Source organism: Arthrobacter sp. NPDC057009 (genome assembly GCF_042673905.1).
GTDB lineage: Bacteria > Actinomycetota > Actinomycetes > Actinomycetales > Micrococcaceae > Arthrobacter.
Map to the genome: position 1 here is coordinate 162,731 of NZ_JBHUSB010000009.1, position 22,279 is coordinate 185,009.

General features: G+C 66.3%; 21 protein-coding genes. 11 read left to right on the forward strand and 10 right to left on the reverse strand.

Annotation, left to right across the window (positions count from 1 at the left end; all coding sequences use genetic code 11):
* Positions 1–22 precede the first annotated feature (22 nt).
* On the forward strand, positions 23–1,762 hold the full coding sequence (locus tag ACFTR6_RS11870) for an HNH endonuclease (protein WP_377958072.1): 1,740 nt from the start codon (positions 23–25) through the stop codon (positions 1,760–1,762).
* 74 nt (positions 1,763–1,836) lie between these two features.
* On the opposite strand, the gene ACFTR6_RS11875 is transcribed toward ACFTR6_RS11870, so the two are convergent.
* Genes ACFTR6_RS11875 through ACFTR6_RS11905 form a run of 7 tightly spaced genes read right to left on the reverse strand, consistent with a single transcriptional unit; the run spans position 1,837 to position 9,129 of the window.
* Entirely contained in the window at positions 1,837–2,967 is a 1,131-nt protein-coding gene (locus ACFTR6_RS11875; RefSeq protein ID WP_377958073.1) for a Gfo/Idh/MocA family protein, read from the reverse strand.
* Entirely contained in the window at positions 2,952–3,650 is a 699-nt protein-coding gene (locus ACFTR6_RS11880; protein ID WP_087872771.1) for a ThuA domain-containing protein, read from the reverse strand. The genes ACFTR6_RS11875 and ACFTR6_RS11880 overlap by 16 nt, the downstream gene beginning before the upstream one ends.
* Before the next feature lie 46 nt (positions 3,651–3,696).
* Positions 3,697–4,701 (reverse strand): sugar phosphate isomerase/epimerase, encoded by a 1,005-nt coding sequence (locus tag ACFTR6_RS11885; protein WP_087872772.1) that lies wholly within the window; start codon positions 4,699–4,701, stop codon positions 3,697–3,699.
* A 26-nt stretch (positions 4,702–4,727) separates the two neighbouring features.
* Positions 4,728–5,936, reverse strand: coding sequence for a Gfo/Idh/MocA family protein (locus ACFTR6_RS11890; RefSeq protein WP_377958074.1), 1,209 nt, complete (start codon positions 5,934–5,936; stop codon positions 4,728–4,730).
* Positions 5,937–5,988: 52 nt separating this feature from the next.
* The gene (locus ACFTR6_RS11895) at positions 5,989–6,888 is read right to left on the reverse strand and encodes a carbohydrate ABC transporter permease (protein WP_076799214.1); all 900 of its coding nucleotides are present in this window, start codon (positions 6,886–6,888) and stop codon (positions 5,989–5,991) included.
* Position 6,889: 1 nt separating this feature from the next.
* Positions 6,890–7,807, reverse strand: coding sequence for a carbohydrate ABC transporter permease (locus ACFTR6_RS11900; RefSeq protein WP_377958075.1), 918 nt, complete (start codon positions 7,805–7,807; stop codon positions 6,890–6,892).
* A 2-nt stretch (positions 7,808–7,809) separates the two neighbouring features.
* On the reverse strand, positions 7,810–9,129 hold the full coding sequence (locus tag ACFTR6_RS11905; RefSeq protein WP_377958076.1) for an extracellular solute-binding protein: 1,320 nt from the start codon (positions 9,127–9,129) through the stop codon (positions 7,810–7,812).
* Between the two features lie 258 nt (positions 9,130–9,387).
* On the opposite strand from ACFTR6_RS11905, the gene ACFTR6_RS11910 reads away from it, so the two are divergent.
* From ACFTR6_RS11910 to ACFTR6_RS11930, 5 genes are all read left to right on the forward strand, one after another.
* Complete coding sequence (locus ACFTR6_RS11910; protein WP_076799212.1) at positions 9,388–10,431, forward strand: LacI family DNA-binding transcriptional regulator; 1,044 nt, start codon at positions 9,388–9,390, stop codon at positions 10,429–10,431.
* Between the two features lie 198 nt (positions 10,432–10,629).
* Entirely contained in the window at positions 10,630–12,276 is a 1,647-nt protein-coding gene (locus ACFTR6_RS11915; protein ID WP_377958077.1) for a sensor histidine kinase, read from the forward strand.
* Positions 12,277–12,295: 19 nt separating this feature from the next.
* A complete protein-coding gene (locus tag ACFTR6_RS11920) occupies positions 12,296–13,114 on the forward strand; it encodes a Cof-type HAD-IIB family hydrolase (protein WP_087872777.1) in 819 nt (272 codons plus the stop codon).
* Between the two features lie 107 nt (positions 13,115–13,221).
* Positions 13,222–13,464, forward strand: a complete 243-nt coding sequence (locus ACFTR6_RS11925) for a hypothetical protein (protein ID WP_377958078.1) — start codon at positions 13,222–13,224, stop codon at positions 13,462–13,464.
* A 23-nt stretch (positions 13,465–13,487) separates the two neighbouring features.
* The gene (locus tag ACFTR6_RS11930; RefSeq protein WP_377958079.1) at positions 13,488–14,315 is read left to right on the forward strand and encodes a glycerophosphodiester phosphodiesterase; all 828 of its coding nucleotides are present in this window, start codon (positions 13,488–13,490) and stop codon (positions 14,313–14,315) included.
* Positions 14,316–14,328: 13 nt separating this feature from the next.
* Here ACFTR6_RS11930 and ACFTR6_RS11935 read toward each other — a convergent pair whose 3' ends face one another.
* Positions 14,329–14,787, reverse strand: coding sequence for a hypothetical protein (locus ACFTR6_RS11935; RefSeq protein WP_377958080.1), 459 nt, complete (start codon positions 14,785–14,787; stop codon positions 14,329–14,331).
* A gap of 190 nt (positions 14,788–14,977) precedes the next feature.
* Between ACFTR6_RS11935 and ACFTR6_RS11940 the strand changes: the two genes are divergently transcribed.
* The 3 genes from ACFTR6_RS11940 to ACFTR6_RS11950 all read left to right on the forward strand — a co-directional run bounded on the left by ACFTR6_RS11940 (position 14,978) and on the right by ACFTR6_RS11950 (position 18,321).
* Positions 14,978–15,199 carry a DUF6480 family protein gene (locus ACFTR6_RS11940; protein ID WP_377958081.1) on the forward strand — a complete coding sequence of 74 codons (222 nt, stop codon included), beginning with the start codon at positions 14,978–14,980 and terminating at the stop codon, positions 15,197–15,199.
* A 45-nt stretch (positions 15,200–15,244) separates the two neighbouring features.
* On the forward strand, positions 15,245–17,128 hold the full coding sequence (locus ACFTR6_RS11945; protein ID WP_377958082.1) for a thiamine pyrophosphate-requiring protein: 1,884 nt from the start codon (positions 15,245–15,247) through the stop codon (positions 17,126–17,128).
* Positions 17,129–17,199: 71 nt separating this feature from the next.
* A complete protein-coding gene (locus ACFTR6_RS11950; RefSeq protein ID WP_076799205.1) occupies positions 17,200–18,321 on the forward strand; it encodes a glycerate kinase in 1,122 nt (373 codons plus the stop codon).
* Positions 18,322–18,325: 4 nt separating this feature from the next.
* Here the strand turns inward: ACFTR6_RS11950 and ACFTR6_RS11955 are convergent, their stop codons facing one another.
* On the reverse strand, positions 18,326–18,823 hold the full coding sequence (locus ACFTR6_RS11955) for a DUF6328 family protein (protein ID WP_076799204.1): 498 nt from the start codon (positions 18,821–18,823) through the stop codon (positions 18,326–18,328).
* Between the two features lie 214 nt (positions 18,824–19,037).
* Between ACFTR6_RS11955 and ACFTR6_RS11960 the strand changes: the two genes are divergently transcribed.
* On the forward strand, positions 19,038–19,937 hold the full coding sequence (locus ACFTR6_RS11960) for an SDR family oxidoreductase (protein WP_377958083.1): 900 nt from the start codon (positions 19,038–19,040) through the stop codon (positions 19,935–19,937).
* Between the two features lie 61 nt (positions 19,938–19,998).
* Positions 19,999–20,547, forward strand: coding sequence for a hypothetical protein (locus tag ACFTR6_RS11965; protein WP_076799202.1), 549 nt, complete (start codon positions 19,999–20,001; stop codon positions 20,545–20,547).
* A gap of 37 nt (positions 20,548–20,584) precedes the next feature.
* Here ACFTR6_RS11965 and ACFTR6_RS11970 read toward each other — a convergent pair whose 3' ends face one another.
* Complete coding sequence (locus ACFTR6_RS11970) at positions 20,585–21,937, reverse strand: uracil-xanthine permease family protein (protein ID WP_076799201.1); 1,353 nt, start codon at positions 21,935–21,937, stop codon at positions 20,585–20,587.
* Positions 21,938–22,279: the final 342 nt, after the last annotated feature.

Genomic DNA, 22,279 nt, shown 5'->3' on the forward strand with positions numbered 1-22,279 from the left:
TGCCCCTCGGCAGACTGTGTTCATGGAGGTTCCCGGGAATTCAGCAGTGAAGGCAGGGACGCCGAACGGCGACGCCCCGGATGCTGCCCCGGTTCCGGACGCCCTTTTCCCATACGCAGTTTTCGATGATGAATTCGCGGCTGGCGGGTTCGTGTATGACGATTACCTCGACGAGGTGGTTCCGGAGGACCCTTTCCCCGGTGGGGAGTATCCGGACGGCGTTTTCCCGGAGGACCCGTTTCCCGAGCTTCTTGATAACCCGTTTCTCGAGCTTCATTCTAGGGACTACGTGTTCGCGGACGCCTTCGACGCCCATATAGCTCCTGCACAGAGGCTGAGTCTCGACGGCAGGCTGGCGGGGGCACAGGATTTCTTGAAGCCCGACCTGACAGCCGACGGTCCCGGGTTGATCGACCAGACCGCGGTTCTGGAGAAATTCAAACGCTGGGCCACCGGGCAGCAGGCCAGGCTGGCCGTCGAGTTCGAAGCGAGACAGCGCCAGGAACAAGCCGAACCCGATGCCGCGAGCAGCCCGGCGCAGAGCAGTCCCGGTAACCTGTCGGCTGAGGATCTGGGCAGGAAGCGGCACAAGGAAACGGGCCTTGGTGTGGCTGAGCAGATCGCCCTGGCCCGGGGTGAGTCCCCGCACCGCGGCGGCCGGCTGCTCGGCATGGCCAAAGCCCTCGTCATTGAAATGCCCCACACCCTCACCGCTCTGGATACCGGCCGGCTGAGCGAAGAAAAGGCCATGCATGTGGTGAAGGAAACGGCCGTCCTGACCGTCGAAGACCGGGCCGCGGTCGACGAGGAACTCGCCGCCGATACCGGGACCTTCGACGGGGTCGGTACCCGCGGTGTCATCGCCGCGGTCAAAGCCGCTGCGATCCGACGGGATCCGCGCTCGGTCACCCAGCGGGCCAGCCACGCCGCCACCGAGCGGGGCGTGAGCCTGCGCCCGGCCCCGGACTGCATGACCTACCTCACAGCCCTGTTGCCCGCCCACGAGGGCGTCGCCGCCTACAAAGCGCTCAGTGCCCACGCCGATGCCCTCCGCTCCGCCGGGGACCCGCGCTCCAAAAACCAGGCCATGACCGACACTCTCGTCGAATCCGTCACCGGCACCCCCGGCGGGATCAGCGGCATCGACATCAACCTCGTCATGACCGACCGCACCCTCCTCCAAGGCGACAGCGAACCCGCGCGCCTCACCGGCTACGGCACCGTCCCCGCAGCATGGGCACGCGAACTCCTCAACCCGGAAAAGGGAGACAAGAGGCGCGGCCGGTCAACCACGGGCGATGCACACACTGCCGGCCAGAAGGACGCAGTGCAGGAACTGAAGATCTGGCTCCGCCGGCTCTACACAGCCCCTGACACCGGCGACCTGGTCGCCATGGACTCGAAGCGGCGGCTCTTCCCGCCACCGCTGCGCCGCTTCATCCAGGTAAGGGACGACACCTGCCGCACCCCTTACTGCGACGCCCCCATCCGACACCACGACCACATCATCCCCTGGCACGACGACGGCCCAACAAGCCTCGAAAACGGCGCCGGACTCTGCGAAGCCTGCAACCACACCAAAGAACTCCCCGGCTGGAAAGCACAACCCAGACCAGGACCGAGACACACCATCGAAATCACCACCCCAACCGGCCACACCTACCGCTCAACTGCACCGCTGCTACCGGGAACGAACCGGCCCGCCGCCTGCCTGCCCGAAAACGGTCAACGAAGTGGCCAGGGCCCGCCCCACGACGAGTAAGCCACCATGCAACGAGCACGGCGGCGGCGGTAACACCGCCGCCGCCTGGGAATCGGGCGTAACCAGGGCCAGCCCTACGAGCTGACCTCCGCGACCTGGGCTGCCAGGGTCGTCAGTTCCACGGCCGCCGGACGGGCCGCCGTGCTCTGGATCTGCACCGCGGAGCCGCTCTTTGCCGAGGCGAGCACGGACTCCATTACCTCGAGGGCGTGGTAAGCAAGCTGCCCCCCGGCGCGCGGCTCGGAACCCGGGGGAGTGGCGGCGAGGTCGGCGATCCCGAAGCCCCGGCCGGAATCCACGTAGCCGGCCGAGACGGGAAGGGTCTGCCAGTCCTCGGCGCCCAACGCGAAGAGCTGGACGTCGCCGTCGAAATGGTTCGGATCCGGCACCACCAGCGAACCGCGTTCACCGTGGATTTCGATGTTCGGCGACTTGGACTTCACGGCGTCGAAGCTCATGAACAGCGTCGACAGGGCGCCGGACGCGTGCACCAGAACCCCGGTGACGTGGGAATCAATATTCACCGGCACCGTCTCGCCGACGCGCGGCCCGGAGCCGATGGTGCGCTCGTTCCGGGTATGGCTCGCGGCGCCGATCACCGAAACCACCGGGCCGAGCAATGTGACCAGCGCGCTGACGTAGTACGGGCCCATGTCCAGCAGGGGGCCGCCGCCGGGCTGGTAGTAAAAGTCCGGATTCGGGTGCCAGCGCTCGTGGCCGGGTGTCACCATGGTGGCCGTTGCGCTGATCGGCGCGCCGATCAGGCCGTCGTCGATCGCCTTGCGGGCCGTCTGGATCCCGGTGCCGAGCACCGTGTCCGGGGCGCAGCCGACGACGACCCCCGCCTCCCGTGCCGCCGCCAGGACCTGCTGCGCCTCGGCAGTGGTCGCCGCGAGCGGCTTTTCCCCGTAGACGCTCTTCCCGGCAGCAATAGCCTTCAGTGCAACGTCCGCATGGGCGGCCGGAATGGTCAGGTTCAGGACGAGATCGACGTCGTCCGCCGCCAGAAGCTCGTCGACGGAAACCGCACGGACGCCGTCGTAGTCGTCCGCCACGGCCTGGGCGCGCACGGGGTCCAGGTCCGCCACAGCCACCAGTTCGATCTGGTCCAGCCGGCGGAAGTTCGTCAGATATTGGGCAATGATGGCTCCGCAGCCAATGATGCCCACTTTCAACGGTTCAGCAGTTTCTACCGGCTTGCCCACAGCAGGCCCCTTTCAATGATGGTGCGGACGTTCGTGTCCTGGAGGATGTCGACGCGGTGGCCGGGGGTGGCCACGAAAATCCGGCCCTTGCCCCACTGGCGCGTCCAGATGGCCGGGGAGGTGACTTCGCGGTGCCACGGGTCCCACTCGCGGACCTTCTGGGTGGTGGTGGCGAGGACGTCGATGTAGTCGTCGGCCAGGACCCAGTACTGCTCCGTGACGAGGTCGAAGTCGCCGATGCCTTCGGTGATCGGGTGGTTGGCGGCTTCGGGGAGCATATTGACCGTGTAGGGGACATAGTTGTCGGACTGCTCACCAGTGCACTCATCAGGGTGCTTGCCCGGGTGGCAGGCGAACTGGCCGCCGATCAGGTGCAGGTAGTCCGAGTTGTTCCGGTAGGAGTCGGCGATCCCGCCGTGCCAGCCGGCCAGGCCGGTGCCGTTTTCGACGGCGGCACGCAGTCCGGCGAACTCCTCCTTTTCGATGGTTGTCATGGTCATGCACTGCATGATCAGATCGACGCCTGCCATGTAGCCGGCGTCTGCATAGACCTTTGGCGATTCCTCGACCCTGACTTCGTAGCCGTTGTCCTTGAGGTACGGAATGAAAAGTTCGGTGGCTTCAAAGGGCTGGTGGCCGTCCCAGCCGCCCCGCACCACCAGGGCGGATTTAGGTTCTGTCATAACGGAGTTCCTTTTGCTTGCAGCCGATGGCTGGTTGAAGTGGGGTTCAGCGGGTGGCGAAGGCGGCATCGAAAGCCGCGGCCGGCGGGGCAATCGCCGCAAGGCCCTTGACCAGTTCGAGCGCCTGCGGGGCGCCGGTCAGCCGGTCCATCCCGGCGTCTTCCCATTCGATGCTGGTGGGTCCGGTGTAGCCGATCGCGTTCAGCGTGCGGAAGATCCTGTTCCACTGCACGTCGCCGTGCCCTGCGGTGACAAAGTCCCAGCCGCGGCGCGGATCGGCCCACGCCAGGTGCGAGCCGAGCCTGCCGTTGCGCCCGTCCAGCTGGCGCACCGATTCCTTCACATGCACGTGCAGGATGTGCTCAGCGAAGTCCTGCAGGAACATGACCGGATCAAGGTCCTGCCAGATGAAGTGGGACGGGTCGAAGTTCAGGCCGAAGGCCGGCCGGTGGCCGATGGCTTCCAGGGTCCGCTTGGTGGTCCAGTAGTCGTACGCGATTTCGGAGGGGTGCACTTCGAGGGCGAAGCGGACCCCGACCTCGTCAAAAACGTCCAGGATCGGGTTCCACCGGTCAGCGAAGTCCCGGTATCCGCCGTCGATCATTGACTCCGGAGCGGGCGGGAACATGGCCACGGCCTTCCAGATCGACGAGCCGGTAAAGCCGGTCACGGTCTTGACGCCCAGCCTGGCAGCCGCGCGGGCGGTATCCATCATCGATCTTGCTGCCCGGGCACGGACGCCCTCGGGATCGCCGTCGCCCCAGATTTCGGGGGGCAGGATGCCCTGGTGGCGCTCGTCGATGGGATCGTCGCACACGGCCTGGCCGGTGAGGTGGTTGGCGATGGCGAAGACCTTCAGGTTGTTTTTCTCCAGGATGTCCAGCCGGCCCTGGAGGTAGGAATCGTCCTCTGCGGCGCGGCGCGGATCGAGGTGATCGCCCCAGCAGGCGATCTCCAGGCCATCAAAGCCCCACTCGCCCGCGAGCCGGGCCACCTCCTCGAACGGCAGGTCGGCCCACTGGCCGGTGAAGAGCGTAATGGGTCGTGTCATCGGGGTTCCTTCTGCGCTCATGCTTCTCATACTTTCTGCCATTGGCTGGAGTTGGCGGCGCTCGCCTCCACCGCGGCCAGTACGCGCTGGACCTGCAGGGCGTCCGCGAAGGACGGCTCCGGCTGCGTGCCCTGCGCTATCGCGGTGACCAAGTCCACCACCTGGTGGGTGAAGCCGTGCTCGTATCCAAGGCCATGGCCGGTGGGCCACCAGTTGCCCACATAAGGGTGTTCCGGCTCGGTGACGAAAATCCGGCGGAAACCGGCGTCGGGGGATTCGGCGGCATCGTAAAAGGACAGGGCATTCATGTCCTCGAAGTCGAAGGCAAGGGACGCCTTGGTGCCGTTCAGTTCCAGACGCATCGCGTTCTTCCGTCCCAGCGCGTAGCGCGTTGCCTCGAAAACGCCGACGGCGCCCGCGCCGGCCGCACCGCCGTCGGACCTGTTGGCTTCAAAACGGGCGCTGAAAATGGCCGCATCATCAACGGTGACGGCCCCGCGCGGGGCATCCCGGCCGACGTCGCCGTGCCCGCCCAACCCCACCAGGTCCCCGGCCAGGGGACGCTCGCGGACGAATGTTTCCAGCAGTGCGGAAACGCCGCTGATTTTCTGTCCGGTGATCCACTGGGCTGCGTCGATGCTGTGGGCGCCGATGTCTCCCAGCGACCCGGACCCGGACTTGCTTCGGTCCAGCCGCCAGGTCATGGGGGCGTTCTCGTCGGATAGCCAGTCCTGCAGGTACTGCGCGCGCACATGCCGGATGGTCCCCAGCCGGCCCTCGTCCACCATCCGCTTGGCCAAGGCCAGGGCAGGAGTCCGGCGGTAGCTGAAGCCGCACATCGCAAACACGCCGCGCTTGGCGGCCGCTTCGGCCACAACGGTCATCCGCTCCGCCTCCTCGACCGAGTTGGCCAGCGGCTTCTCGCACAGGACATGCTTGCCGGCCTCCAGGGCGGCGATAGCGATCTCAGTATGGGTGTTACCAGGCGTACAGATATCGATCAGGTCGATGTCGTCGCGTTCGATCAGGCGCCGCCAGTCCGTCTCGACCGACTCCCAGCCGAGCTTGTCGGCGGCCGCCCTCACGCCGTCGGCATTCCGGCCGGCGACGGCGGTGAGCTGCGGCTGCAGGGGCAGGTCGAAGAACCGGGGGGCTGTCCGCCAGGCATGTGAGTGGGCGGCGCCCATGAAGGCGTATCCCACCATCCCGACGCGCAGGGGCCTACGGTCACTCATTGGTTTTTTCCTTTCTTCCTCTGGCCCAATTGCAGTAACCCTGGGCAGAGGCTCACTTGCTGAAACCGGCGGTCAGGCCGCTGAGCAGCTGGCGGCGGGCCATGACGTAGAGCACCAGCAATGGCAGCGTGGCCAAGACCACGGAGGCCAGCACAGCGGGGATGTTGGATGTGAATTCGTCCTGGAACGTCCACAGGGACAGCGGGAGCACCCGGGTGGAAGGGCTCTGCGTCAGGATGAGCGGGAACAGGAAGCCGTTCCACACGTGCAGGGCGTTGTAGATTCCGACCGTTACCACCGCGGGGCGCATGAGGGGCAGTGCCAGCCGCCACATCATGGTCCAGTCGCTGCATCCATCCAGCCGCATGGACTCGAACAGCTCATTCGGCACGTCCCGCATGAAGTTGGACAGGATCAGAACAGAGATCGGTATGGCAAAGGCGATGGAAGGCAGGATCAGCGCCAGGAGGGTGTCGTACATATGGGCGCGGGTGATCATCCAGTAGATGGGGATGATCGTGGCGTGCAGGGGGATAGCCAGGCCCAGCAGGAAGAGCTTGTTAGTGGAATTCACGAACCAGCCGCTGCCACGCACGATGGCGTATGCCGCCATGAAGGACACCAGGAGGGCGGGAATCACACTGCCGATGGTGACAATCAGGCTGTTGGCGAAATACATGGCAAAGTCCTTCTCCAGGACCAGCTTGTAGTTGTCCAGCGTTGGCTCTGTCGGCGGCATCATCGGGTTGGTGGAGAAGAATCCAGCCTGGTCCTTCAGGCTGGTGATGATGACGTAGTAGACGGGCAGGATGATCACGGCAAGCCAGATCCACCCGCCGAGCGAGCCGAGGAAATTGGGACGGCTGCCCGCGCCCTTGGTGCCGCGCGGCACGGGCTGCCGCCGGGAGGCAGGGGCTGCGGGAGGAGCCGCGAGCTGGGTGGTTGAGGCCATGTCAGGCTCCTTCAAGTTGGCTTGCGCTGCGGCTGCGTCCGCCGAGCCGCTGCAGGAGGAGGGCCAGGACCAGGCCGATCACCACCAGGATGACTCCCAGGGCGCTGGCCGCACCCATGTCGTTGGCCTTGAATCCGGTGAGATACATGTGCAGTGGAAGCAGCCGGGTGGAATAGCCGGGGCCACCGGCTGTCAGGACGAAGACCAGGTCGAAGTAGGCCAGGGAGCCCACCACCATGAGTGTGGATGAGGTGATCATGGTGTACTTCAGCTGGGGCAGCGTGACGTGGAAGAACTGCTTGATCCGGCCTGCCCCGTCGATCTGTGCCGCCTCATACAGCGAGGTGGGGATCTGGCGGACGCCGCCTTGGTAGATGAGGGTGTGGAAGGGGACGAACTGCCAGGCGATCACGAAGACCACCACGAACAGGACCAGATCCGAATTGCCGAGCCAGTCCTGTGCCAGGGCGGGAATGCCCAGCCCGGGTCCCATTCCGAAGTTGGGGTCCAGGAGGGCCTTGAATGCGATGGCGACGGCTGCTGACGAGAGCAGCAGCGGCACGAAGTACAGCACCGCAAGGGCAGCACGGTACTTCTGTGCACCGGAGGTGAACACGCCCAGCAGCAGGCTGATGGGTGCCTGGACAATGAACGAGAAGACGATGATCTTTGCGGTGACCACCACTGCGTTGCCGGTCACCGGATCGGTAAGGACGGAAGTCCAGCTGCCAAGGCCATCGAGCCTGATTTCGCCCAGGCCGTCCCAGCTCGTGAAGCTGAGAAAGAGCACCCCGGCCAGCGGGATTACTGCGAAGGCCAGGAAGAAAACGAGGGCCGGCACGGCGAGCCACCCGGACGGACCCTTGCGCAGGGGCCGCCTGCTCAGGGTCCGCCGGGAGGAGCTTGTAGTCAAAGCCACGGCTACTTCGCCACCGTCGCGTTCATGGTGTCCACGAACTGCTGGGGGGTGATCTTCTTCAGGAAGATCTGGTCCAGGTTGGAGAGCATGGCGTCACCCTGGGCGGGGCTCAGGGCCTGGTCCCAAGACATAGTGAAGGTGGGTGCGTCCTTGGCCAGGCCATAGGCGAAGGTCAGGAAGTCCTTGTCCGGGGATGCCTCGAGCTTGGACTCGATGCCCTTGATCACCGGCACAGCGCCGGAGTCGATCAGGTCCTGGGTGTTCTTTTCAGTGAACATGCCGTCCTTGATGTAGTTCAGTGCGGCTTCCTTCTGGGATTCGGTGGCCTTGGAGGACACTGACCAGAAGTTGGACGGGTTGCCCACAACGTTGGCGGGGTCGCCCTTGCCGCCGGATACGGACGGGAACGAGGTGAAGCCGAGCTTGCCGCTGCTTACAAAGTTCCCGGCGTCCTTCTTCATGCCCTGGTAGATCCAGCCGCCCTGGAGGATCATGGCAGCTTTGCCGGTGTATAGCAGGGCCTGGTCGGCGCTGCTGTCGGCGGCGATCGAGGAGAAGCCGTTGACGAACCCTCCGGCGTCAACCAGTTCCTGGATCTTGGTCAGGGACTCCGCAACGGCCGGGTCGGACCAGGCGTTGGGCTTGTTCGCAGCGATGTTTGCGAACACTTCGGGGCCGCCGATGCGCTCAACCAGGTACTCAAGCCACATGAGGTTCGGCCACTTGGACTGGCCGGCCAGCGAAAACGGGGCAATGCCCGCGGCCTTTAACTTCGGCACCAGTGCCATCAGCTCGTCCCAGGTCTTGGGCGGCTGTGCGCCCACCTTTTCGAATACTTCCTTGTTGTAATAGAGGATCACCGGCTGGGCGTTGTTGTTGGGGATGGCGTAAGCCTTGCCGTCGATCTCGCCGTTCTTCAGCACGGCCGGCAGGTACCGGTCCTTCACCTCCGGATTCTTCTCCAGGAATCCGGTCAAATCCTCAACCTGTCCGGCATCGACGTAGGACTTCAGCACGCCGCCGCCCCAGCCGTAGATGAAGGTTGGTCCCTGCCCGGCACCAACTGCCGTGCGGACCTTGGTCTTGTATGCGTCATTCGCAAAGAACTCGACCTTGATGCTCTGGTCACTGTGGGCGCTGTTCCACGCGTCGACAGAATTCTTGAGCGGCACCTGGTTCCCGCCTGTCAGGCCCCACATGGAAGCAGAATCCGCATTGGCGGAGCTGCTGGACGGGCCGCTGGAGCCGCAGGCTGCCAGGGAAAGGGCGAGGGCGCCGGCAGTGAGGGCTGTCCCTGCGGCGTGCAGTTTGCGAAATTTCATCAGTCTTCCGTTCATCCTTCGGGGGCGTCGTTGGCTCCCAGGCTTGAAACCCCGTCTCCGCTGCGAGACGGGAACGAATTTGAAAGCGTGCTTCTCGAAACTTTTCGATAAGCGTTCGATACGGTGTAAACGTACTAGTGATCGGCGTCACGGTCAAGGCTTTCATCGGGGCCGAACTGGCGCTGAATTCAGGCAGCAGTTGACGTTCTCGGCGGACTGGGCGAGACTTCTTGCGGCGAAACATTTTCGAAAGGCGGAATGGCAGTGTCCCTCTCGACACCCCCGAAGAAGACCACGCTGGCAGCTATTGCGAGGTTGACGGGCGTCTCGACGCCTACCGTCTCCAAGGTGGTCAACGGCCGCGAAGATGTGGCGGAAGAAACCCGGGCCAAAGTGCTGGCGGCACTGGTCGACGCCGGTTACCAGTCACCGTTGCAGCGCCGCATTGTCACGCCTGAGCCTTCAATCGTCGAGGTCTCCTTTGATGCCTTCACGCCTGCTTACTCGACCGCTGTCCTCAACGGAATCCTCGAGTATGCGGCGTCTGTTGGAGTGGAGGTTCTTATGAGCACCGCCAGCAGCGGGGCAATTCCTGGCCTCAGTCCCGAAAAACGGGCGGAGCGGATGGTTGCGCACGGCAGGATCGGGCTGATCCTGGTGACCTCTGACTTCAGTGAAGCCCAGCTGACAGCCCTCAGGCGGCGGAACATCCCGGTGGCCGTGGTGGATCCGCTTAACCCGCCGCCACCGGACGTGGTCAGTGTCGGAGCGACGAACTGGGCAGGCGGCAAGGCCGCCGCGGAGCACCTGATCAAGCTCGGGCACAGGGACATTGCGTACTTGGGCGGGCACGAGACAGCCGAGTGCAACCAGGCGCGCCTGCATGGCTACATGTCCGCCCTGGCGGCCGGGGGCGCGACGGTGAATCCGGAATACATCATTCACGGAAAATTCCGCACCCATCACGGCATCGAGGGTCTTCAGCGCCTGATTGCCCTGCCAAAACAGCCGACGGCGATCTTTGCCGGCAGCGACAGCGTTGCTGTCGGAGTCCTTCGGGAGGCCCGCCACCACGGCATCCGCATCCCGGAAGACCTCAGCCTTGTGGGTTTCGACGGAACCACGCTGGCAGAGGATGCCGTACCCTCCCTGACCTCGGTCTCGCAGCCGCTGCATGAAATGGGAAGGGCGGCGCTGCGGGCGGTCCTGAGCCAGGCGCGGGGCGAAGAGCTGGACTCCAACCGGGTGGAGCTTGCCACCCAGCTGGTGGTGCGGGAGTCCACTGCGCCGCCCCGCCATTAGGACCGCAGCGTAAAAAATTGATCTACCCCGCGCCGGTTTCCGCTGTGCCCGCTAGGCTATGACCACTGACCTTCAAGCAGCCGGAGGCACGTACTTCATGCTGCTCCGGGGGAGAGACTGATGGGTCGTGTAAGTGTGCCGCGGGACCGGCCGGGCGTTTGGCCAGACACCGGTTCCGGTACACCATTGGCCGACAGGGTGGACGCATTCTTTGGCGGGCTTGGCGGGCGCGGCGGCGTCGTTGTCAGGCAGTTGCCCCTTTCAGTGACGGTGCTGCTGGTGGTTGTGGCCGCCTGGGTTTTTTACCCGGAGACACTGGCTGATCCCCGCTTCCGGCTCGCCCTGCTGGCACACACCGCGCTTCTTACACTGAGCGTCGCCGTTCCCTGGGGCAGGCTTCCGGCAAAGGCGTGCGCCGTGATTCCGGTGCTCGACTGCGTGGCCATCGGCTTCACGAGGGAGGCCGGAGGTTCCAACTTCAACGTCCTGAGCCTGCTGCTGGTCTTTCCCGTGATTTGGCTGTCCGTTGACCGCGACCGGACGGGCGTGGTCCTCGCGGTGGCCGCGACGATCCTCAGCACGATTCTTCCCCCCGCCGTTTTTGGCACCCCGCCCACGCAGGCATCGATGATCCGCACGATTTTCATGCCCCTTGTCATGGCCGCCATCGCCGTCACGGCTCACGTGGTGGCGGGCACGCTCTACCGGCAGAGGCAGACCCTGGTCAGGAAAGACGAAGCCCTCGCGGACACAGCCGCCGAGAGCGTCCGCCGGCAGCGGCTGCTGGATGCCGTGCTCTCCACAGTGAATGTGGCCGTCCAGGTCGTGGACCAGGACGGACAGGACGTGCTGACCAACAAGGCCCTGCAGACTGATCCCGCACTCTCGCGCCCGGCCCCGCCGGGCAGCCGGCCGTGGCTCTTCGAAGCGGACCGCACCACTCCGGTGCCGCCCGAACGCTTCCCCGCAGCGCGGGCGGCGGCCGGCGAGACGTTCACGGACGAACTGTACTGGGCTGGTGAAAGCTGGGCTGCTGAAGGCGGGGCCGGTCAGGGCGGGGCTAGTCAGGGTCGGGGCATGCGTGCTTACTCCGTCACGGCCCGCACCATGGGCTCCGGCAGCGGTGACCGCCGCGGCGCGGTGATCACGTTCGCCGAAGTCACGGCGCTGATCCATGCCCTGTCGGCCAAGGACAATTTCGTGGCCACCGTCTCCCACGAGCTGCGCACCCCGCTGACGTCCATCCTTGGCTACCTCGAACTGGTCCTCGACGAGCCCGGCCATGAGGACATCGAGGAGGAACTGAAGATCGTGCAGCGGAACGCCCACAACCTGCTGGGGCTTGTGAACGACCTGATTGCGATTGCTTCCGAGCGGATCGAGCTGGCGCTGCAGGAGGCCGACGTGGCCGGCCTGCTGGCCGGCGTCGTGGCCTCCTCCTCCGCCAAGGCAGCCGGCAGCGGCGTGGAACTCGTCCTCGACGTCGAACAACCCCTGACCGCCCGCGTCGATCCCGGCCGGATCCGGCAGCTGTTCGGCAACCTGGTATCCAACGCGATCAAGTTCTCGCCGCACGGGGGAAAGGTCACGGCGATTGCCCGCCGGGCGGACAGTCACGTCGTCTGTTCCATCGCAGACACCGGGATCGGGATGGACGATCAGGAGCAGGAGCAGGCATTCACCAAGTTCTTCCGGGCTGCGCGCTCGCGTGAAACGGCCATCCCCGGCGCCGGCCTTGGCCTGCCGATCAGCAAGACCATCGCCGAGGGCCATGGCGGTTCCATCAGCCTGAGCAGTGCGCCGGGCAAGGGCACTACCGTGACGGTGAGCCTCCCCGTCTCCTGAGCCCACGTAAACTGGCACCATGCGGTTGGTAGCGAGTGACATAGACGGAACGATCCTTGGGCACGACGGAAGAATCAGTGACCGCACCGTCCGTGCCTTCCACGCCTGCCGGAACGCCGGCGTCGAACTCGTCTTCGTCACCGGCCGCCCGCCGCGCTGGCTCCACCCGCTCGAGGAGCAGCTGGGCCACACGGGCACCGTGATCTGTTCCAACGGCGCCGTGGTGTGGGACCTGGAAGAGGACAAGGTTGTCTCGGCCCAGACCATGGCCATCGACGACATCTTCGAAATCCGCCGCATCATCAAGAACCTCCGCCCCACCGCCCTCTTCGCAGCCGAGACCCTCACCGGCTTCCACCTCGAGCCCGGCTTTATCGAAAACGGCTCAAGCGAGCTGCTGTCCGAATTCACCCCTGCCCCGCTGGCCTCGACGCTCACTGCGGAAGACGCCGTCGTGAAGTTCCTGGCGATAGTCCGGGAGGGCACGGCCGACGAGTTCCTCGCACAGGTAAGCCCCGCCGTCGGGAACCTCGCCTCGGTAACCCACTCGGCGCCGACCGTCGCCATGCTGGAGCTTGCCGTGCCGGGAATCAACAAGGCCGTCACCCTGGCCGAGTATGCCGCCTCGCTGGGGATCGACGCCTCGGACGTGGTGGCGTTCGGTGACATGCCCAATGACATTGAGATGCTCCGCTGGGCCGGTCAGGGCTATGCCATGGCCAGCGGCCACCCGGAGGCGATCCGGGCTGCAGGCCAGCAGGCGCCGCACTTTGACGACGACGGCGTGGCCCAGATTCTGGAGGAAAGGCTCGCCGCGCTGGGCCTCCAGTTGCCGTAAACCGGCCGTCGCCGGCCTGCCACCGAACTCCCGGCTGGCGATCAACTTGCGTTCATGTGCGCACCCTAGGGTGTGGCGTGTTGGATGAGTGACCGATAGGGGACGTCGTGGCCAGGAGAAAGACCAAAATTGCCGCCGAGGCGCCATTGCGGCCGGCGGAGCCGTCCGCTCACTGGTCGGCGCTGAGCGAGGGCGACCGCGTCACCGTCCGGCTGTCGCCCGGCTTTGAAACCGGCGGCCGTGTTTCAGCCCTGACGGCGGACCGTACCGTGGTGTGGGTGGATCTCGACGGCGGCCGAGGCCGCACGCTGCTGCACTGCAGCGACGGCGTGGAGATCCTGCCGGCCTAGGGGTGCTCCGTTAAGCTTCGGGAATGACCGGACCCCTGCCTTACTTCTCCGCCGGCTATCCTTCCGGCTCTTCTGCCGCGTCAGGCAGCCCGGTGGCCATGGCGCACCGCGGATTCTCGCTGGAGGGCCTGGAAAACTCGCTGGCGGCGTTCAGCTCCGCCGTCGAACTTGGCTTTTGCCACCTTGAGACGGACGTCCACACCACGTCCGACGGTGAGTTGCTCCTGTTCCACGACCGCACCCTGGACCGGGTCACCGACGGCCGCGGCAGGATCCACGACCTCACCGCGGACGAGGTCCGCCGGGTGCGGATCGGCGGGGCGGAGCCCGTGCCCACCTTCGACGAGCTCGTGGCGGCGTTTCCGGGCACGCGGTTCAACCTTGATGTCAAGGACTGGCACTCCGTGCCCAGCGTCGTGGCCGCGATCGAGCGCCACCAGGTCCACGACCGTGTGCTGATCGCGAGTTTCTCCGACCTCCGGCGCCGTGCAGTCCTGAAGCGGCTCAGCCGCCGGACCGCCTCATCGGCCGGGACCCTGGTTAATGCCCTCTTCCTGGTGCTGGGGCCGCTGCTCTCGGTCCGCGGAGTCAGGTCCCCGGTGCGGGCCGTGCTGCGCCGGGCGCTGCGTGACGTCGATGCCCTGCAGGTGCCGGTGCGCTACCGGGCCATTCCCGTCGTCACGCCGGAGTATGTGCGCCGCGCGCACGAGCTGGGACTGTATGTGCATGTCTGGACGATCAACGACCCCGCCGAGATGCACCGGCTGCTCGACCTCGGCGTGGACGGGATCGTCTCAGACCGCGCCGACCTGCTGAAGGAAGTCCTGCAGGCGCGCGGACAGTGGGGCTAGCGGGGCAGTGGGGTTAGCCCCGGCCCAGTCCGGTGCCGGGGTCCTGGTCCCCCTCGGAAGGATCGGCGCGCAGCTCCTCCGGGTCCGGATCGGGAAGCCCCGCCGGCCCGGGGACCCCGCGGGCTGCGTCCGGCGCGTCCGTGCCCGCCGCGCCTATGCCACCGGATGCCGCGGTTCCTGCTGACTCATCCGTGCCTGCTGATTCTTCCGTGCCATAAGCGCCGGACGTGCCTTGGCCGCCGCTCGCCTCGGTGCCCGGGCCCTGCGGTGTGTAGGTCGTGTGGACGCCCGCCCGCGGGCCGGCATCACCGTCCCTGGCGTTGGAACCTTCGCTGATGGAGGAATGGACCTGGATGTCGTCGTCCTTTGAGCCAGGTTCGGGCACATGGGCGTCGTCGGTCGGCTCGGACGTCCGTGCCAGGTCCTCCATCGCGTTTTCAGCTGATTTGCCAATGCTGTCGCCGATTCCCATCAGTTTGCTCCTTCGATACGTTCCGGCCGGGCCGGACTCTGCGGCATCTGACTGTTCCAGAATTATCAGCATGCTTACAATTAGTCCAGTGTTGCCGGACTGGTCCAGAGTTACCCACTCCGGCAGCATGAGTCCGTCAGTGAAGTCCGCCGCCAAGACCGGCGGCCAGAACCAAGGAGGACCCGCGACCATGAGCACTTACCATCCCGAAAATGACCCCGCTAACCCGGACCGGGACGCCGCCAAGGCAGGCGAAGCCGGCAAGGGTGAGCGTGGGGATTCAGCCGCCACACCCAATCCTGACCCCTTGAACGGCAACGTCACCGGCCTTGAACCAGGCGGGGGAGTGCCGCCTGGGGAGACGCCGCCCGCCGAAGACCAGATGAGCGGGGACCAGGGGCGCGACGAATAAGCAGGACGACTGCCAGGACAGGACGACGATCAGGAGGAGTGTGCAATGGCTGACCGGCTGGTTGCCGATGTAATGGTGGAGCGCCTCAAGGCCTGGGGCGTCAACAGGGTCTTCGGCTACAGCGGGGACGGCATCAACGGCTTTATGGGAGCGCTCCGCCGCAGCGCCGAGGGCGGTAACGGCACCGAGGGCAGTAGCGGCACCGGGTTTAGTAGCGCCGGCGTGGAGTCTACCGGCGTCGAGTTCGTACAGGCCCGGCACGAGGAGGCGGCGGCCTTCATGGCAGTGGGCCATGCCAAGTACACGGGCCAGGTGGGCGTGGTGACGTCCACCCAGGGCCCGGGCGCCGTCCATCTCCTCAACGGGCTCTACGACGCCAAGCTGGACAGCGTCCCGGTGGTGGCCATCATCGGCCAGCAGAGCCGCACTGTGCTGGGGTCGGCCTACATGCAGGAAATTGACCTGCTCACACTCTTCAAGGATGTGGCGGCGCAGTTCGCCCAGATGGTCAGCACGCCCGAGCAGCTGCCCATGGTGCTGGACCGTGCGTTCCGCACGGCCCTGGAAACCCGGACTCCGTGCGTGGTGATCGTGCCGCATGACATCCAGAGCGCCCCGGCCCCGGAGCTCGAACAGAAGCACGGCATCGTGGTCACCGCCCCGGAATGGCAGCCGGCCCGGGTGCTGCCCCATGAGGACGACCTGGGCAGGGCCGCAGAGGTGCTGCGGGCCGGCAGCGAGGTGGCGTTCCTGGTGGGGCAGGGTGCGAAGAACGCGCAGGCCGAGGTGCTGGCCCTGGCGGAGCAGCTGGACGCAGGCATCACCACCAGCCTCCTGGGGAAGCCGTACATGGATGAGACGCTGCCGTTCGCGGCGGGCACCATGGGGCACCTCGGGTCCACCGCCAGTGCCCACCTGATGGGGAACTGCGACACCCTCCTGATCATCGGCTCCAACGACCCCTGGACCGAGTTCTACCCGAAACCCGGCGCTGCCCGCGCCGTCCAGGTGGACATCGACGGGCGCAAGGTCGGCAACCGGTACCCCATTGAAGTGGGTCTGGTGGGTGACGCCGCCGAAACCCTTGGCCGGCTGGCGGACCTGCTCAAGGGCGCCGACGCGCAGCCGGCCGCACAGCCGCGGGCCGAAGCCCGCAAGCAGTGGCGGGCGGAGGTGGAGGAGCAGGTCCGCAGCTGGCGCTCCCTGTCCGAGGAGCGCTCCCGTGTTCCGGCCAGCCCTGTGAACCCGGAGCTCGTGGTCCGGGAGCTCAGCGGCCGGCTTCCGGGCAACGCGCAGGTGAGTGTCGACGTCGGAAGCTGCGTTTACTGGTATGCCCGCCAGCTGGTCCTTCCGCCCGGAGTTCCGGCGCACCTTTCGGGGACGCTCGCCAGCATGGGCTGTTCGGTCCCGTACGGGCTCGCGGCCAAGCTCGCCTCACCGGACCGGCCCGTCGTGGCCCTGGCCGGTGACGGTGCCATGCAGATGGCGGGTATTGCCGAGTTGGTCACCGTGGCACACCGCTGGCGGCAGTGGGCGGATCCGCGCTTCGTGGTGTGCGTGTTCAACAACCGCGATCTCGCGGAGGTCACGTGGGAGCAGCGGGAAAACGAGTCCGAGCCGAGGTTCCCCGCCAGCCAGGAAATCCCGGACTTCCCGTATGCCGGATACGCTGAGCTACTGGGGTTGACCGGCATCCGCGTGGATTCCCCGGAGCAGCTGGCCGGTGCCTGGGACAGGGCGCTCGCCGCGGAACGCCCTGCGTTGATCGAGGTCCTCACCGATCCGGACGTGCCGCTCCTGCCGCCGTTCCCGGCGGGGGCGGAAAAGCTGGAGGACATGCGTTCAGCACTGTCCGAAGAAGGCGGATCCGGGGAAGGGGCGGCAGCCCTGCTGGAGGCGTATGCGGGCCAGGAGGTGCAGGGCAGCTGACCCGCTGCTTGTGTGACTCGCATTACGCGTCCGGCAAAGGCCTTGCGGGCTCCTGATGGCAGGATAGGGGCATGCGTATCCTCATCGCCCCTGACAAGTTCAAGGGATCACTCACCGCCGTCGAAGCCGCCGCCGCCATCGCCGAGGGTGCACTCCGGGTCTATCCCGACGCCGTCACCACCCAGTTTCCGGTGGCCGACGGCGGTGAGGGCACCCTTGAGGCGGCCGTTGCAGCAGGTTACGAGGAGCGGATCAACGCCGTTGTTGGTCCCATCCTCGCCCCGATAGGTGCTGCCTGGGCGTTCCGGAAGGACGACGCCGGCAGCACCGCGGTCATCGAGACCGCCCAGGCCTCGGGCCTGGCCCATATGGAGCCCACTCCGGAGAACTCTTTGCGGGCGCACAGCTACGGCTGCGGGCAGCTCATCGCGGCCGCGCTTGACGCAGGCGCGACGGAGATCGTGCTGGGTGTCGGCGGGTCGGCCATGACCGACGCCGGCAGCGGCGCCCTGCGCGCGCTGGGCCTCAAGCCGCTTGACGCTGCCGGGAACGTGGTGCCGCTGGGCGGCGGCTCACTGGCCGACGTCGTTTCCCTCGACATTTCCGAACTGGATCCGCGGCTCTCGGCAGTCAAGTTCCGGATCGCCTGCGACGTGCAGAGCCCGCTCTACGGCACCACCGGTGCCGCCCACGTCTTTGGCCGCCAGAAGGGCGCCGACGACGACGCGGTCGAGAAGCTCGACGCCGGCCTGCGCAACTGGGCTTCCCTCCTCCGGGAGCTGACGGGCCGGGACGTCAACGTCCCGGGCGCCGGCGCGGCCGGCGGCTTCCCGGCGTCGTTCCTTGCCTTCACCCAAGCCACGCTGGAAGGCGGCTTCGCGCTGGTGGCCGGGCTGACCGGGCTGGCGGAGCGGCTCGCCGACGCCGACCTGGTGATCACCGGCGAAGGGTCCATGGATTCCCAGTCGCTCACCGGAAAGGCGCCGATCGCGCTAGCCGAGGCGGCCCGGGAACGCGGCATTCCCGTCGTCGCGGTGGCGGGGCGGATCCTGGTCACGCCGGAGGAACTGGCCGAACACGGCGTGGTGGCCGCGGCGCAGCTGCTGGACGTCGCGCCCAGTACGCAGGAAGCCATCTCCGACGCCGGCAAATACCTCACGTGGGCCACGCGCCAGGTGCTCGAAGGGGCCTGACCGCTCAGTCTCCCTGATGCTCGGCCTTCCGGTGCAGGTAAACGGGGACATAGGCCAGGAGGATGGCCAGCACGGCGAGGAGTATGCCGCCGGCCACCAGCCCCACCGTGCGTCCTGCCGTTACATCGAACACCAGGGACGCCGTCCCGACGCTGAGTGCCGCCACTCCGCCCAGGGCGATTTTGGCGATGTTGTCCGCGCTGGTCACGAGGGTTTCCTTGAGGCGCTTGCGGAACAGCCTGCGGTGGACGCTGACCGGCAGGAGGATGAACGCCGTCGTAAGTGCGGCGAGGGCCACATTAACGAGGTAGAGCGTCTCCTGGTAGTCATCGAGGGTCTCAAACCGCTGCTGGAACGGGAGTGTCAGCAGGAAGCCTGCGAGGATCTGGACGCCGGTCTGCAGGACCCGCAGTTCCTGGATCAGTTCCATCCAGTTGCGGTCCAACTGTTCCTCTCGTGTCTCGTTCCTGCCGCTGCCAGCCGTGGAGTCCGGATCGCTCATTAGCCCTCCTTTGTCTGGCCCTTCGGCGGGCACTGTGCTCCAAACCTAGGCTCAAGTTGGCCCTAATTCAACAAATACTAAGTTTGCTGATTAGTTTTTTGCCAGGTGGTGGACTTGCCCCTCAAATCTGCGTTAGGTTCGAAGAACTGCGGGCATGGATGACGCGCAGACAGCAGCCCGACCGTACTGCCCGACCGATGTGAGTAGGTGGACGATGAGCGACCAAGCGAAGCAGCCTCACCAGCCCGGTGATCCCCGGGGGACGTACCATTCGGGACCCTTCCCCGAGCAGGAACAGAAGCAGCCCGGCCTGACCGCGCCCATGGATCCGCAACCGGACCATGGTGAACTGAGCTACGAGGGAAGCGGCGCGCTGGAAGGCAAAGCCGCCCTCATCACGGGCGGCGACTCCGGCATCGGCAAGGCAGTGGCGATCGCCTTCGCACGGGAGGGGGCCGACGTCGCCATTTCCTACCTTCCCGAGGAGGAAGCCGACGCGCAGGACACCGCCGAATGGATCCGCAAGGCCGGCCGCCGGGCACTGCTCCTCGCCGGCGACGGCAGGAACGAGGACTTCAGCACGGCCATCGTGCAGGATGCCGTTGCCGAGTTTGGCCGGCTCGATGTGGTGGTTCTGAACGCCGCGTACCAGAAGAACCGGGACAGCCTTGAGTCGCTGCCCACGGAGGAGTTCGACCGGGTCTTCAAGACCAACCTGTACTCGCTGCTGTGGACCGCACGAGCAGCGGTGCCGCACCTGAAAGCGGGTGCCTCGATCATCACCACGGCCTCCATCCAGGCATTCAATCCGTCGCCCGGGCTCATTGACTACGCCATGACCAAGGCGGCCCAGGTGGCATTCACTAAAGCACTCGCCCAGGAACTCGGGCCCGAGGGGATCCGCGTCAACGCCGTGGCGCCCGGGCCGATCTGGACGCCGCTCATCCCCGCCACCGAATGGCCGGACAAGCTGCCGAAGTTCGGCCAGGACACGCCGCTGCAGCGCGCCGGCCAGCCCGCCGAGCTTGCCCCCGCCTACGTCCTGCTGGCATCCGATGCCGGCTCGTACATCTCCGGCGCGGTGGTTCCCGTCACCGGCGGCAAGGCCCTTTGAGTTTTTCCGCAGTGCCCAGTAATTCCCAGCCAAGCAATTCCCCACCAAACAGGAGGAACAGATGAGCCAGGACAACCAGCATGCAGCCCCTGAAGAGGAAGTAGGAGGCTACGGCACCCCCACCGCGGAACAGGAAGCAGGCGGCCAGCAGTTTGCCCAGCCCCGCGAGGAAGAAGACTTCGACGCCGCGGGCCTGAACCAGAACAGCCCCGAGGGTGAGACCTTCCAGACCGGCACCCCGAACCTCAGCCACTTTGCCGAGGAGGACCAGGACAGCTCGGGTGAACCCGGGGCCGGACGTTTTGGCGGAACCGACGACCAACTGCACGCCGAGGGTGAGAGTTCCGTGGCGGGCTTTGACCCGGTCCCCGGTGAATCGCCGCTGCCGCGTGACCCCGATGCTTCGCCCGGGGCGGGCGCCGAGGACGGGGATACCGCCGTGCCGTCGGCGGACGCCGAAATCGACGCGGGCAACGCCGACGAATCCAGCGCCGGGCAGTTCTCCTCTGAGCCGGGCCAGGAGGCTGCGGGCATTCCGGACGGCAGCGGGAACGACCTGCCGAAGGAGAAGTCACCCAACGACGAGGACGAAACGTTCGACGCCGGATAAACGCAGCGGGACGCCTCGGAGGCACCCCGGGAAGCAGCTAGCGCTTCTTGGGGTGCCTCTTCGCTGCGGCGTTCAAGGCGGCCTTGGCGGCGGGTGGCAGGCCCTGCTGCTCCGTCTCGGGCTCGGCGGCGGTGCCCCGCGCCTTAGCGATGGCCTTCATGCCGTGGTAGATCACCAGGGCAGCGGCTGACCCGAGGGCGATGCCCGTGAACTTCAGGTCCCCGACCGTCCAGGTGTAGTCAGCGATGCCGATGATCAGGGAGACCGCGGCTGTGGTCAGGTTGACGGGGTTCGAAAAGTTGACCTTGTTCTGGACCCAGATCTTGACGCCGAGGATGCCGATCATGCCGTACAGCATGGTGGCGGCGCCGCCCAGCACACCCGGCGGCACGGTGGCGATCAGCTCGCCGAACTTCGGCGAGAAGCTCAGCAGGATGGCGAAAGTGCCGGCCACCCAGTAGGCGGCCGTGGAGTAGACCTTGGTGGCCGCCATGACGCCGATGTTTTCCGCATACGTGGTGGTGCCCGAACCGCCGCCGAAACCGGCCAGCACCGTGGCGGCGCCATCGGCCATCAGGGCGCGGCCAGAAACTCCGTCCAGGTTCTGGCCCGTCATGGCGGAAACAGACTTCACGTGACCGATGTTCTCTGCCACGAGGACCAGCACCACGGGGACGAACAGGCCAACCACACCCAGGTGGAATTCGGGGGTCTGGAAGTGGGGGAGCCCCACCCAGGCGGCGGCGTCCATCTTGGCGTAGTTCACCTCGCCCCGGACCATGGCCACGAGGTAACCCACCACGACGCCGACCAGGATACTGAGCCGGCCGAGGATCCCGCGGAAGAGGACGCTCACCACGATGATGGTGACCAGCGTGACCAACGCCGTTACGGGGGCGGCGTCGAAGTTGTTCTTGGCGGCCGGTGCAAGGTTGAGCCCGATCAGGGCCACGATGGCGCCGGTGACAATGGGCGGCATCAGCCGGTTGATCCAGTCGGCCCCGAACTTCTGCACGATCGCGCCGATCACGGCGAGCCCGGCGCCGGCGAGCACGACTCCGCCCAGCGCCCCCGGGATGCCGAACTGCTGCTGGGACGCCATGATGGGCGCGATGAACGCAAAGCTCGAGCCAAGGTAGCTGGGAACGCGGCCCTGGGTGATCACGAGGAACAGCAGCGTGCCGATGCCGGAGAAGAAGAGGGTGGTGGCCGGCGGCATTCCGGTGATGATCGGCACCAGGAAGGTGGCGCCGAACATGGCCACAACGTGCTGCATCCCCACGCCGATGGTCAGCGGCCATGTGAGCCGTTCGCCGGGAGCAACCACCTCGCCCGGGCGTACGGCCTTGCCGTTGCCGTGCAGCTTCCATTTGATTCCGAGCATGCTCATTGGCGGGGCCTTTCGGAGGGGGGAGTGTGCCCGCTCGCCGGGCTGGATCTTCACGAGCAAGAATACCCCGCCGGACGCGGGCGCGAGAGGGCCCGCCGCCGGCAGCCTTTCGTGGAAGGGGAAGAACGCCGGCGTGTGTTAAACGTCACGCCGGCAATCCGGCTGTTCCGGGAAGAGCACGTCCCGGGATCCGGTTGAACCCAACGAAAGCAAACACGATTGCCCGGCGCCGCATACCCGGTGCCGGCCTAGCTGGCTATAGGTCCTGTCAAGTACATGTTCGGGGCATGGCAGTGCACGCTTCCTGGAAGCGTGGGGCGGACCTTTGTGTGTGGCGGCGGT